Genomic DNA, 12702 nt, shown 5'->3' with positions numbered 1-12702 from the left:
CTCTTGAAGCGTGCGGAAAAAAGCCTCAGCAAGACCTGTCTTGCCGATGCCGCCGAATTGTTCGGCGACAGCCCCAAGCGCTCGGCCAGAGCGCTCGCGCGCAAGGCGCGCGACGACCTCGCGCCGCCGCATGAGGAAGCCGGCCCGGTCGCGGCCTGACGCCTACGCCGGCAGCGGCCGCCTTGCTTTCGCCCCGGCATCCGTCCGAGCGCCGGCATCGCGCGGATGCGGTCCGATCGGCATGATCGCCGGAAACGGCGTCGCGCCGAAGGCGAAGGTCCATTTGTAGCCGATGAGCTGCTCTTCCGGCGTGGTGTGCTGGTCGTGATGGGCAAGCAGCCTGGCGCGCTCCGCCAAGTCCTCCGCCTCGCGCCGCACCATCTCCGCCGTTTCCGGCCGCATGCGCCGCGAGAAGCTGACGAAGGTCGCTTCGCGTTCAAGATGGGCTATCGCCCAGCCGACAAAATTCTTGTTGGTGGTCTCGAAATGCGGCCGCAGCGGACCCTCGAAATCCCACTGGATCGGTGTCTCGACCAGCAATCTTGCCGACAGGCCGCGCCCGAGCGCCACCAGCCCAAGCTCTTCCAGGTCGCGCAGATAAAGAAACATCGAAGCTTCGCTGAGACCCTGTGAGCGCATGATGCCTTCGGGCGTGAATTTTTCGGACAGCATGATGAAGACGAAGAGCAGCGCCGGCCGCGCGGCGAGCTTGCGCTCGATCTCCGGCGCGACGTGGTTGGCCGGTCCCGGTCCCCGGTTCATCGAGCCCAGCACATTCTCCAGTTCCACGTCCGCAGCGGCGCAGATTTGTATCAGCCGATCGAGCTTGCAGTTGCGCTCATGGAAGATGCGCTTCACTGTCGGCTCGGAAACGCCCATGCGCTCGGCCAGCGCCCGGTAGGTCAGGCCCTTGGCCTTCAATGTCCGTTTCAGCGCCTCGAAGATCGGCCCGTTCATGGAATGCACCTCGTTTGCGCGAATTCGTATCGCTCCTCGATACTACGCTCGAACTGGCTTCCGGAAAAGTATCGAAAAACCTAGCTCTTGGCCGTCAACACAGGAGAGCATCATGAAAAACCTCATCGCTTCGACCTTTCTCGCCATCGCCGGCATCGCAACGGCTGCCACCGCCGAGGCCGGCGAGATCTGGCGCGCCGGCGGCTTCGAGCAGCCGGAATCGGCGCTGGTCGATGCCGCCAACAAGCGCATCGTCGTCTCCAACATCGTCGGCAATCCGGGCGAAGCTGATGGCAACGGCTATTTGTCGCTGCTGTCGCTGGACGGCAAGGTCATCAGCCGCCATTGGGTGGACGGCATGGACGCGCCCAAGGGCATGGCGATTGCCGGCGGCAAGCTCTACGCCGCCGACATCACCAAGGTGCGCGTCGTCGACCTCGCCAGCGGCAAGCTGGTCTCTACCATCGATGTGCCCGGCGCCGTCTTCCTGAACGACATGACCGCCGATGCCTCGGGCAAGGTCTATGTCACGGATATGCTCGCCGACACGATCTACCGTATCGACGGCGACAAACCGGAGCTGTTCATCAAGGATGCGCTGCTCGCCTCGCCCAATGGCGTCTTCGCCGATGGCGACCGGCTGATCGTCGCGTCCTGGGGCAAGGGCATCAAGCCCGATTTCAGCACGGCGGCGCCGGGCGGCCTGCTGGCCGTCGACGTCGCCAGAAAGAAGGTGACGCCGCTGCCGGGCGCGCAAAATTTGCCGACCTCGACGGCGTCATCGCCATCGGCGACACGATCTATGCCACCGCCTACATGACCGGCACGCTCTATCGCTACAAGGGCGGCGGCGCGCCGGAAGCGATCGCCACTTTCAAGCCGGGCAGCGCCGATATCGGCACCGACGGCAACTCGACCATCTATGTTCCGCTGATGAACGAAGGCGCGGTCGCGGCGCTGAAGCTCGACTGAGGACGATTGCGGCGGGAACGAGGTCGATCGGGGCTGGACCGCCATATCGACGGGGCTGCCATCTGGTTCAGCCGCTCGCTCCGGGATATCCGGCAGCAACCGTCACATGGGCCAAGCCGTGAAGACATCCAGCCTGACCGGCGCCGCCGTGTCGCCAATGATCCCGGTGCTCGTATGCGCACTGGCGATCTTCCTTTTGTCCGGGATGGACGCGGCGATGAAGTCCCTGGTCATCGCGGTCGGTGTGTACAACACCGTGCTGTGGCGCAGCCTAGTCTCGACCTTGATCGCGGGCGCCGCCTGGTCGGCGGGGCCGCGCTCGAAGCCGGCTCTTCCGGTGCTGGGGCTGCATGCGCTACGCGCCGCGGTCGTCGGCATCGTCCTGGTTTCGTTCTTTTGGGGTCTCGCCAGATTGCCGCTCGCCGAGGCGATCGGGCTCAGCTTTGTCGCGCCCCTGTTTGCGCTTTTTCTCGCAGCCTTGTTGCTGGGCGAGAGAATCCGGCGCCAGGCGGTGTGGGCGTCGCTGGCCGGCATCGCCGGCGTCGCGATCATTCTGGCCGGCCAGTTCGGGCAGGCCGGCCACTCGCAGGATGCGCTCCTGGGCACGGCCGCGGTGCTCGTATCGACTGTGTTCTATGGCTACAATCTGATCCTCGCGCGGCGGCAGGCGCTGTTGGCCAAGCCGGTCGAGATCATGCTGTTCCAGAACCTCTGCATCGCGGTCATCCTTGGTCTCGCCGCGCCGTGGCTCGCCGTCGCGCTGCCGAGTGACCTGTGGCTTCACCTGGTCGGGGTGGCGATGCTGTCGCTTGCCGGCCAATTCTTGATGAGTTGGGCCTACGCTCGCGCCGAAGCGCAATATCTCATCCCGACGGAATACTCGGCCTTCATCTGGGCGATCGCGCTCGGCTGGTTCTTCTTCGGCGAGGAGGTGGCCTGGACCACGCTGACCGGGGCTTGCCTGATCGTCGCCGGCTGCCTGATCGCGGCGCGCGCCAACCCGAAACTTGCGGAGCCGATCGAAGCGGCAGTTTGAGAGAACATGTCGCTCTACGCGGACTGCGATTGTCCTTTCAGCTGCGCCCGCGCGTCGCGAATCGAGGCGGCATAGGTGACCAGCGGCTGCTTGAGGCCGTGGTTGACCAGCATGCGCCGTGTCTGCGGCGCGGCGCCCGCGATGATCAAGCGCACGCCGGCGCGTCCGGCCTTGTGCGCGGCACCCCCGATGACGTTTGCCGCCGTCGAGTCGAGGAACGGCACCGCCGAGCAATCGAGGATGAAATTCTTGCGCTGGTCTGCGATTCGGTCGAGCACGGCGCCGACGGTCAAGGCGGCACCGAAGAAGAAGGCCCCGGAGATTCGATAGATGACGGTATCGGCGTCTGCCGCCTGGCTTGAATCATAAGTGGCGGCGCGATCGGCGACGTCCTCCGGCACCAGCGGCAGATCGGCCTCGACTGCGATGGACTTGGCCATGCGATCGATGAACAGGATCGACCCGAGCGCGAAGCCCGACGACGATGCCTTCCGTCAGATCGCGCAGGATGACGATCAGGAACGTCGCCATCAGCACCAGCGCGTCGCCACGCGAGGCTCTGAGGAGCGTGAGGAAAGCCCGTCGCGACTTCTTGTGCGGCTCAGCCTTGGGAGTTCTGCGGCGTGGCAGGCTTGAGACGCACGCCCCTGCCGCCGCGCTCGCTGGCCTGGTTCTCGCCGATCAGCTCCACCCCGGCCTCGTCGAGTGCCTGGATGACCTTCATCAGCGTATCGACCACGCCTCTGACGACACCTTCACTCGCTTCCATGCGTTGGATGGTCGGAAGCGAAACCCCGGCGCGCTCGGCGAGCGTTTTCTGGTCGATACCGGCCAACGCCCTCGCGGCGCGCATCTGCGCGGCAGTGATCATCGGCCAGAACCCCTGTCTGAGTCTGCAGTATCAATGGATAATCCAAAGATCATGATGTTTCAAGCATCCTAACAAACAGTTGAAACATGAGTACTCATTCGCTGTCCGCCACCACTTTGCGCCGCTGCAGCAGGCGCGCTGCAAGCCAGCACAACATGGCCCAGGCAAAGCCGGCGCACCAGCCGGCAAGCACGTCGGACGGCCAATGCACGCCGAGATAGACGCGGCTGGTTCCGACCAGCACCGTGGTGAGCACGGCGAGGCCGAGCACGAAGATCTTCGTCCTGCGGTTCGGTAGGAAACGCGCGGCGAGCGAGCCCAGCGTGAGATAGGTCACCGCCGACAGCATCGCATGGCCGCTCGGAAAGGAGAGCGAGGTCTCGTTGACGAGATGCGAGACGAGATCGGGGCGGGGCCGGTCGACCTCGAACTTGAGCAGGCTGGACGCCGCCTGGCCGCCCGCCACCGAAACGAACACGAACAGTGCGGTCGCCGGTCGGCGCATCAGCAGAAAATAGACGATCACCGCAGTCGTGATCAGCACCAGCACGCTGGTGCTGCCGAGCGCGGTGATATCGCGCACCGCGCCTTGCAGCCAAAGCGGACCGATCGGGCTGTCCGGCTGCCCGGCATGGCGGAAGGCGAGCAGGATTTCCGTGTCCAACGCATGCGGAGTCGTGGCGCGCGCCACGCCCATGAGTTCCACCAGGCCCCATAGCCCGCAGGCGATGGCCAGCCCGGCCGCAAGCACCGGGAATTCTATTCTGTTGAGCAGCGCCTTGGCGGTCGATTTCATGCCGGGCCTGCTCCAATTACAGCCGCTGCATATAGGGTCCGAGCGTGATCAGCGCGACGGCCGCGATCGCCAGCACGACGCCTGTCGCTTGGAAAGTGTTGAGGCGCTCTCCAAAGAAGACCAGCGCGACGACATTGACTGAGACCAGCTGGATCACTGCCGACAGGCTGAACGACACCGACATGCCGAATTCGCGGATCAGCCTGAGCATGATCAGATTGCCGGCGGAATAGAGCGCCAGCGTCAGCACGATCTTGCCGAGACTCGGCGCCAATCCCCATTGTTTGGCCGCCATCGCGGCCAGGAGGAAAATCACAGTCGAAACGCCAAGCTGCGCCAGTCCCCAGAGACTCACGTTCATCCCTCCCGAAGCGGCCTTCGCCGCGCCGCTCGCCGCTTTTGTTTCCGAAGCGCGCGAAGCCGTCAAGCTGATGGCGTCGGGCAAGCTACGCTGCGACGGGATCGAAGGCGGAATCTCGCAAGGCAAGCCCCGCAGCCATGGTTGGCGTCCTTGCGCCGAGCGCGCTCGGGAGTCTGCTCGCCGTGTGTTGTGGGCCTCGTGTGGCGCCAATGCGTGGGCGAACAGTCATCAGCCGGCAAATTGGCATTGCTCAATGGGGCTGATGTCACGAAAATGTGATCGGGCGCCTATAGGGTTCGACCGGTTACACGTTCCAGCCACCTCAAGAGCCAGAGGACAGCCCATGACCCAACCTGAGATTCGCTTCCGTACCAGCCAGCTTGAGGAGAATGACGGCCCGCCCGTCAATCCTACCGACAACCGTACGATGGGCGAGATCATCGCCGCGCGCTTCTCGCGCCGCGACTTCCTCAGGGGTTCGCTGGCTGTCTCGGCCATCGCCGCCACCGTGAGCCCGCTGGCGCTCGTCGCGGCAGACGAGGCGCGCGCCGCCGAGGTCTCGGCCTTCAAATTCGACGAGCTCGAGGCCGGCATCGACGACAAGCACCACGTCGCGCCGGGCTACGATGCCGACGTGCTCTTGCGCTGGGGCGACCCGCTCTTTACCGATTCGCCGGAATTCGACCCGGCAAAACAAACGGCCGGAGCCCAGGCAAGACAGTTCGGCTACAACAACGACTATATCGGTTATATCCCGATCGAGGGCTCGGACGAGCATGGCCTGCTGGTCGTCAACCACGAATACACCAACCCGCATCTGATGTTCCCCGGCATCGTCAAGATCGTCGACAAGGACGGCAAGAAGGCCGCCGAGGTGGCGCCGCTCAGCAAGGAGCAGGTCGATGTCGAAATGGCGGCGCACGGCGGCAGCATCGTCGAGATCCGCAAGGAGGGCGGCAAATGGCAGGTGGTGCGTGACGGCAAGCTCAACCGCCGCATCATGTCCACCACCGAAATGGCGCTGTCCGGTCCGGTAGCCGGCCATGATCGCGTCAAGACCAATGCCGACCCGTCTGGCACCAAGGTCTTCGGCACCCTCAACAACTGTGCCGGCGGCGTCACGCCCTGGGGCACCTATGTGATGGCCGAGGAGAACATCCACGGCTATTTCTCGGGCGAGTTGCCGGAAGGCCACAAGGAGGCCGCCAACTACAAGCGCCTCGGCATTCCGGAGGGCGCCTATGAATGGGGCGCGCATTACGATCGCTTCAACCTCGCGAAGGAACCGAACGAGCCCAACCGCTTCGGCTGGGTCGTCGAGGTCGACGTCAACGACCCGAATTCGGTGCCGAGGAAGCGAACCGCCATGGGTCGCTTCAAGCATGAGGGCGCCGAATCGATCGTCACCAAGGATGGCCGCGTCGCCTTCTATCTCGGCGACGACGAACGCTTCGACTATGTCTACAAATTCGTCACCAAAGGTACGTTCAATCCGAACGACCGCGCCGCCAACATGAACCTGCTCGACGAGGGCACGCTGCATGTTGCCAAATTCGCCGAGGACGGCTCGGTCGAATGGATGCCGATCGTGTTCGGCGAAGGTCCGCTGACGGCGGAAAACGGTTTCGCCAGCCAGGCCGACGTTCTGATCGAGACGCGTCGCGCCGCCGACCTGCTCGGCGCCACCAAGATGGATCGGCCGGAAGACATTCAGCCCAATGCCGGCAACGGCAAGGTCTATGTCATGCTGACCAACAATTTTAAGCGCAAGGCCGACCAGGTCGACGCCGCCAATCCGCGCGCGGCGAACGCCTTCGGCCACATCATCGAGATCGTCGAGGACGGCGGCGACTTCGCCGCCACCAAGGGCAAGTGGGAAGTGCTGCTGAAGTGCGGCGATCCTTCGGTGGCCGATGTCGGCGCCACCTTCTCGACTGCCACCACCGCCAATGGCTGGTTCGGCATGCCGGACAATTGTGCCGTCGACTCGGCCGGCCGCCTGTGGGTCGCGACCGACGGCCAGGGCCCGAAGGCCACCGGCCGTACCGACGGCCTGTGGGCGGTCGACACCGAGGGCGCGGCGCGGGCGACCTCAAAGCTGTTCTTCCGCGTGCCGATCGGCGCCGAGATGTGCGGCCCGCTATTCGCGCCGGACGACCAGACCGCCTTCGTCGCCGTCCAGCATCCGGGCGATGGCGGCGAGGACTGGGAAGCTTTTGGCCGCCCCTCCTATTACGAGGATCCATCGACCCGGTGGCCGGACTTCAAGCCGGACATGCCGGTGCGTCCGGCGGTCGTTGCCATCACCAAGCAGGGCGGCGGCAAGATCGCGGTCTGATTGGCGACTCGCTTAAGCAGGGGAAGGGTTGCGGTGATCCGCGACCCTCCTCACCTTGCGATTACTCCACGCCTCGGACCACGGCCATGTTCAGGGTGGTTCTCAACCGGAAGCCGATAGCCTCGTAGAGGCCGATGGCCGGAGCATTGCTGTCATAGGCGTGCAGGTATGGAACCTCGCCCCGCGCCATGATCCGGTTCGCCACGAACAGCGACAGCAGCCTGGCAAGGCCGCCGCCGCGGAAATCCGGATGCGTGCACACGCCGCTGAGCTCGGAGTAGCCGGGCTGCTTCATGCGCTCGCCGGCCATCGCCGCGAGCCTGCCGTCGATCTTCACGCCCCAGAACTCGCCGAGGCTCAAGGCTTCGAGCGTGAACGGGCCGGGCTTGGTGAGCGATGCCAGAGCGAGCATCTCGGCCGCATCGTCCGGCGTCAGTCGCTGCACGCGCTCGTCGGAGACCGCCTCAAGCCGCTGCTCGGCAACCATCTGCACCAGGGACGCGGTCGAAACCGCGGCAAGTTCCGAAGGCAGAGCGATCGGGTCCGTCTGAACCAGGATGGCGCTTTCAAGCGGCGGGAGCAGCTTGCCCAGAGATTGCAGGCTTTCCGCATCGTCCGCGGCTGTGGCGGCGAAGGGAACGATCGAAGGCCGGTACCGCTTGGCGAGGGTATCGCCTTCCGCAAAGGCCTGGTGGCGCGTCGCCAACGCGCTCCAGATCGGACGGTCGAGAACATGTTTCATTGTGCGACGGCCTTGGGCGCGACTGCCTTGGCCTTGTCCGCCCGGCGGTCGAGCGGGGTCGCGGCCAATCGATCCTCGATGGCGGCGAGCTGGCCAAGCAGCGGCCCGGAGAGGTCCGCGCACAATTCCGCGACCGCGCCCTCGATGCGCGGCCAGACGTTGTGCTTCGCGGCATCGACCAGCCGCTGGCCGTCCGCGGAGAGGGAAACGATCCGGCGCCGCTGGTCGTCATCCGATTGTGCGACCTCGACCAGGCCGAGCTCGGTGAGCAGCGACACGGCCCGCGTCACGCCCGGCTGCGCGATGCCGAGCGACTGCGCCAGTTCGCCGACCGGCAGCGGCCCCAGCCTGTCGAGCGCGGCGAGCAGCGGATACTGACTCGACTGGATCCGCACATCCAGGCGATCGAGCACGCGCTGCGTGTCGGCCTGCAACTGCTCGCCAATGCGCTTCAGCCTGCTGCCGAGGCAGAGAAAGCCGAGGGACCTCAGAACATCTTCCATCGTCGAACTGCCGGAACGAAAAGGATAACATGATATATAACCTTGCATGGAAATTGGCAATATGGTTTCACGATGCAGCCGGAGCGCCGGCTTTGGCCGGTAGACATTCCCTCTTCATTCGCCGCCGATAGCATCCTATATGGCGCTGGCGCGACATGACCGATCCGTCGCGCCAAGGCGACTGATTCGAGGCCCGTGGGCTCCGGGTCTTTCTTCATCGGCATGCGGACGCTTGATGCCATCCCTGCGCATCCATATCGACAGGTTTCTTGACGGCGCGGCGCCCAAGGTGCCGCGGCGCGAGCTGACGCATCTCGAGCGCCTGGAGCTGGTGCGGCGCCATGGCGACTTCTCGCTCGCCTATTCCACCGCCGTGCAGCAGAAGCTGTCCTACTTCAGCGAAGGCGATGGCTACATCGCATTCGGCACCAAGATGAAGCACCATTTCGCGCTGGGCGATCCGGTCGTCGATCCGCCGGACCGGCCGGGCTACATCAAGCGCTTCGTCGAGGCCGCCGGCGGCCCCTGGTTCGTTCAGATAAGCGCCGCCACGGCAAAGGTGCTGGCCGGGTTCGGCTATCAGATCAATCGGCTGGGCGTCGACACAAGGCTGCAGCTGCCGGCGCATGATTTCTCCGGCAAGCGCAACGAGACCGTGCGCTATTCGGAGCGCTGGCTGGCGAAGAAGGGCTTCACCTTCGCCGAGGACAGGGCCAACATGCTGCTCGACGAGGTTTCCCGGCTGTCCGAGAATTGGCGCGGCGAGCGCATCGTCAAACGCTGGGAGATGGGCTTCCTCAACCGCCCTTTCGCCGACCATCTCGGCGCCGACATGCGCCGCTTCGTCCTTCACGGCCCGCAGGGTGAGCTCGTCGCCATCCTCGATTTCGATCCGCTGTTCAGCAATGGCGAGGTCATCGGCTATACCACCGCCTTCAAGCGCAAGCAGGTCGACGCCACGCCGCATGCCGAGATCGGCCTGACCAAATTCGCCGTCGATCGCTTTCGCGAGGAGGGCGTTTCGGTGGTCACGCTTGGCCTGTCGCCGCTGCTCGACGTCGAGCCGAGCGGCTTTGCCGAATCGAGCTTCTGGCGCAGCACCTTCCGGCGCGCCTACGAGTCGCCCTGGGTCAACCGCTCGCGCTTCAACCTGCAGGGCCAGGCCGCCTTCAAGCGCCGCTTCCACGGGCTGGAGGAGCCGACCTACATTGCCTTCCGCAAGGGAACGCTGATGGAGATGCTTGGACTGCTGCGGCTGATCAAGGCGATTTGAAGCAAGCCTGTTCGTCAATTCCTCAGCCGATACCCGGTCCTGAAAATCCACGCCACGATTGCGATGCAGGCGGCCAAAAACACCAGCGTCATGCCGAGGCTGACGCCGACCGAGACGTCCGCTTTGCCGTAGAAACTCCAGCGGAACCCGCTGATCAGGTAGACGACCGGGTTGAACAGCGTGATCGTCTTCCAGATGCCGGGCAGCATATGGATCGAATAGAAGCTGCCGCCCAGAAAGGTGAGCGGCGTGACGATCAGCAGCGGCACCAGCTGCAGCTGCTCGAAGGTCTTGGCCCAGATGCCGATGATGAAGCCGAACAGGCTGAAGGTTACCGCCGTCAGCACCAGGAAGGCGATCATCCAGAACGGGTGCTCGATCCTGAGCGGCACGAACAGCGCCGCGGTCGCCAAGATGATCAGCCCGAGCATGATCGATTTGGTCGCCGCGCCCCCGACATAGGCGATGATGATCTCGAGATAGGAGACCGGCGCCGACAAGAGCTCGTAGATCGAGCCGACGAATTTCGGGAAATAGATCGCGAACGACGCGTTCGAGATCGACTGCGTCAAAAGCGAAAGCATCATCAGCCCCGGCACGATGAAGGCGCCGTAGCTGATGCCGTCGATCTCGGTGATGCGCGAGCCGATCGCCGAGCCGAAGACGACGAAATAGAGCGATGTCGAGATCACCGGCGAGACGATGCTTTGCAGCACCGTGCGGAACGCACGCGCCATCTCCATCCGGTAGATCGCCCACACTGCACGAAGGTTCATAGCCGCGTGGCGGTTCATGGCTCTTGCCTCAGCAGATTGACGAAGATCTCTTCGAGCGTGCTGTTCTTGGTGTCGAGGTCGTGAAACTGAATGCCTGCGGCCTCGAGATCGCGGATCAGCGAGGCGACGCCCGGCCGGTCGCTCTGGCTGTCATAGGTGTAGGTGAGTTCGTTGCCGTCCGCCGACAGCTCCAGCGCATAGCGCGACAGGCCCTCGGGCAACGCGGCGAGCGGCGCGCGCAGCTCCAGCGTCATCTGCTTGCGGCCGAGCTTGCGCATCAACTCGGCCTTGCCTTCGACCAGGATGATCTCGCCGCGGTTGATGACGCCGACCCGGTCGGCCATCGCTTCGGCCTCCTCGATGTAATGCGTCGTCAGAATGATGGTGACGCCGTCCTCGCGCAGCCGCCTGACCATCGCCCACATGTCCTGGCGCAGCTCGACGTCGACGCCCGCCGTCGGCTCGTCGAGGAACAGCACGCGCGGTTCGTGCGACAGCGCCTTGGCAATCATCAGTCGGCGCTTCATGCCGCCCGATAGCGTGATGGCCTTGGCGTCCTTCTTGTCCCAAAGCGAGAGATCGCGCAGCACCTTCTCGACGAAAGCCTTGTCGGGCGCCTTGCCGAACAGGCCGCGGCTGTAGTTCACCGTCGCCCAGACCGTCTCGAAGGCGTCGATGGTGAGCTCCTGCGGCACCAGCCCGATCAGGCTGCGCGCCGCGCGGTAGTCCCTGCCGATGTCGTGACCGTCGACGGTGACGCTGCCCGACGAGCGGTTGACGATGCCGCAGACGATCGAGATCAGCGTCGTCTTGCCGGCGCCGTTCGGCCCGAGCAGGGCGAAGATCTCGCCGCGCTCGATGTCGAGGTTGATTTCCTTCAGCGCCTTGAAACCGGTGGCATAGGTTTTCGTGACGCCGGAGATGGAGATGATGGGTGACATGCTGAAATATGGCCGGCTGGAAAACGTGACCTGATATAGGTCGGATGTCGTTTTATGCAAATCGGCAATCGACCGTGCTCCTGACAGTTCTCGACAGTCGCCGCCGCTCGCGGCCTCCAACAGCGCCGGCAAGCGGTCACGCGGTGCGTCTGTCCATGACCGCCCGACGCTGCGACAACGCGCCTCGCGTGACGCCGCGCCGCTTTGACCGATGCGTGTTCGAAGCCTATCCTTCAAGCCTGAATTGCAGCCGGAGCCCAGCATGGACCCGCTCATCCAGTCGCGCATCCAGTTCGGCGCGAATATCTCGTTCCATATCCTGTTTCCGGCGATCACCATTGCACTTGGCTGGGTGCTTCTCTTCTTCAAGCTCCGCTACAACGCCACCGGCGACTCGGCCTGGATGCGCGCTTATTTCACCTGGGTGAAGGTGTTCGCGCTGTCCTTCGCCATGGGCGTGGTTTCGGGCGTCACCATGAGCTTCCAGTTCGGCACCAACTGGCCGGGCTATATGGAAACGGTCGGCAACATCGCCGGCCCGCTGCTTGCCTATGAGGTGCTGACCGCCTTCTTTCTCGAGGCCGCCTTCCTCGGCATCATGCTGTTCGGCTTCCGCCGCGTCTCCAACCGCATCCACACGCTGGCGACCGTGCTGGTGGCGGGCGGCACCACGGTTTCCGCCTTCTGGATCATCGCGCTGAACTCCTGGATGCAGACGCCGGCCGGCTTCGAGATGATCGACGGCAAGGCGCATGCCCTCGACTGGTGGGCGGTCATCTTCAATCCGTCCATGCCCTACCGGCTGGTCCACATGCTGCTCGCCTCCGGGCTCACGGTCTCCTTCCTGATCGCCGGCTGCTCGGCGCTGCGCTACTTTTATGGCGACCGCTCGGAATCGATGTGGAAGGCGCTGCGCACCGGCGTCTTCGCCGCCGCCATCCTGATTCCGATCCAGATCTTTGCCGGCGACCAGCACGGCTTGAACACGCTCGAGCACCAGCCGCAGAAAATCGCCGCCATGGAGGCGAACTGGAACACCGGCGCCCACGTGCCGCTGGTGCTGTTCGCGCTGCCCGACGCGGCGGCCAAGGAAAACAGGTTCGAGCTCGCCATTCCCGACGGCGCCAGCCTCCTCC

General features: G+C 64.4%; 14 protein-coding genes and 2 pseudogenes. 7 read left to right on the top strand and 9 right to left on the bottom strand.

What is annotated here, in order from left to right; genetic code table 11:
* Positions 1-159: pseudogene (locus tag EOA79_RS33720) on the top strand (CHAD domain-containing protein); the annotation flags it as partial.
* Between the two features lie 3 nt (positions 160-162).
* Here EOA79_RS33720 and EOA79_RS22765 read toward each other — a convergent pair.
* Positions 163-957 (bottom strand): helix-turn-helix transcriptional regulator, encoded by a 795-nt coding sequence (locus EOA79_RS22765; protein WP_095825065.1) that lies wholly within the window; start codon positions 955-957, stop codon positions 163-165.
* 112 nt (positions 958-1069) lie between these two features.
* Between EOA79_RS22765 and EOA79_RS22760 the strand changes: the two genes are divergently transcribed.
* From EOA79_RS22760 to EOA79_RS22755, 3 genes are all read left to right on the top strand, one after another.
* The gene (locus tag EOA79_RS22760) at positions 1070-1777 is read left to right on the top strand and encodes an ATP/GTP-binding protein (protein WP_245322412.1); all 708 of its coding nucleotides are present in this window, start codon (positions 1070-1072) and stop codon (positions 1775-1777) included.
* Positions 1774-1929 (top strand): hypothetical protein, encoded by a 156-nt coding sequence (locus EOA79_RS33715; RefSeq protein ID WP_245322411.1) that lies wholly within the window; start codon positions 1774-1776, stop codon positions 1927-1929. Before EOA79_RS22760 ends, EOA79_RS33715 begins: the two co-directional genes overlap by 4 nt.
* A gap of 106 nt (positions 1930-2035) precedes the next feature.
* Positions 2036-2965, top strand: a complete 930-nt coding sequence (locus EOA79_RS22755) for a DMT family transporter (protein WP_067323422.1) — start codon at positions 2036-2038, stop codon at positions 2963-2965.
* 14 nt (positions 2966-2979) lie between these two features.
* Here the strand turns inward: EOA79_RS22755 and EOA79_RS22750 are convergent.
* The 4 genes and pseudogenes from EOA79_RS22750 to EOA79_RS22735 form a co-directional block, all read right to left on the bottom strand.
* A pseudogene (locus EOA79_RS22750) lies at positions 2980-3550 on the bottom strand (STAS domain-containing protein); the annotation flags it as partial.
* 16 nt (positions 3551-3566) lie between these two features.
* Positions 3567-3836 (bottom strand): helix-turn-helix transcriptional regulator, encoded by a 270-nt coding sequence (locus EOA79_RS22745; RefSeq protein WP_067003144.1) that lies wholly within the window; start codon positions 3834-3836, stop codon positions 3567-3569.
* A 94-nt stretch (positions 3837-3930) separates the two neighbouring features.
* Entirely contained in the window at positions 3931-4632 is a 702-nt protein-coding gene (locus EOA79_RS22740; protein WP_067323413.1) for a phosphatase PAP2 family protein, read from the bottom strand.
* A gap of 16 nt (positions 4633-4648) precedes the next feature.
* Entirely contained in the window at positions 4649-4987 is a 339-nt protein-coding gene (locus EOA79_RS22735) for a hypothetical protein (protein WP_067003308.1), read from the bottom strand.
* 349 nt (positions 4988-5336) lie between these two features.
* Here EOA79_RS22735 and EOA79_RS22730 point away from each other — a divergent pair, with 349 nt between their 5' ends.
* Entirely contained in the window at positions 5337-7331 is a 1995-nt protein-coding gene (locus EOA79_RS22730) for a PhoX family phosphatase (RefSeq protein WP_095825064.1), read from the top strand.
* A gap of 61 nt (positions 7332-7392) precedes the next feature.
* On the opposite strand, the gene EOA79_RS22725 is transcribed toward EOA79_RS22730, so the two are convergent.
* Together EOA79_RS22725 and EOA79_RS22720 are read right to left on the bottom strand one after the other, a co-directional pair.
* Entirely contained in the window at positions 7393-8073 is a 681-nt protein-coding gene (locus EOA79_RS22725) for a GNAT family N-acetyltransferase (RefSeq protein ID WP_095825063.1), read from the bottom strand.
* Positions 8070-8576 carry a MarR family transcriptional regulator gene (locus EOA79_RS22720; protein ID WP_127334710.1) on the bottom strand — a complete coding sequence of 169 codons (507 nt, stop codon included), beginning with the start codon at positions 8574-8576 and terminating at the stop codon, positions 8070-8072. Before EOA79_RS22720 ends, EOA79_RS22725 begins: the two co-directional genes overlap by 4 nt.
* A 235-nt stretch (positions 8577-8811) precedes the next feature.
* On the opposite strand from EOA79_RS22720, the gene EOA79_RS22715 reads away from it, so the two are divergent.
* Positions 8812-9849 carry a phosphatidylglycerol lysyltransferase domain-containing protein gene (locus EOA79_RS22715; protein WP_095825061.1) on the top strand — a complete coding sequence of 346 codons (1038 nt, stop codon included), beginning with the start codon at positions 8812-8814 and terminating at the stop codon, positions 9847-9849.
* A 14-nt stretch (positions 9850-9863) separates the two neighbouring features.
* On the opposite strand, the gene EOA79_RS22710 is transcribed toward EOA79_RS22715, so the two are convergent.
* Together EOA79_RS22710 and EOA79_RS22705 are read right to left on the bottom strand one after the other, a co-directional pair.
* The gene (locus EOA79_RS22710) at positions 9864-10625 is read right to left on the bottom strand and encodes an ABC transporter permease (protein WP_067003307.1); all 762 of its coding nucleotides are present in this window, start codon (positions 10623-10625) and stop codon (positions 9864-9866) included.
* Between the two features lie 14 nt (positions 10626-10639).
* Positions 10640-11566 (bottom strand): ABC transporter ATP-binding protein, encoded by a 927-nt coding sequence (locus EOA79_RS22705; RefSeq protein WP_095825060.1) that lies wholly within the window; start codon positions 11564-11566, stop codon positions 10640-10642.
* Positions 11567-11828: 262 nt separating this feature from the next.
* Here EOA79_RS22705 and EOA79_RS22700 point away from each other — a divergent pair.
* Positions 11829-12702, top strand: an 874-nt coding sequence (locus tag EOA79_RS22700) for a cytochrome ubiquinol oxidase subunit I (protein WP_164893917.1), incomplete at its 3' end; no start/stop codon positions are given.

It is taken from the genome of Mesorhizobium sp. M1A.F.Ca.IN.020.03.2.1 (assembly GCF_004023205.1).
In the GTDB taxonomy this organism is placed as follows: Bacteria; Pseudomonadota; Alphaproteobacteria; order Rhizobiales; family Rhizobiaceae; genus Mesorhizobium.
The sequence above is the reverse complement of the archived record's forward strand: the minus strand, read 5'-3'. Positions and strand labels throughout refer to the sequence as shown.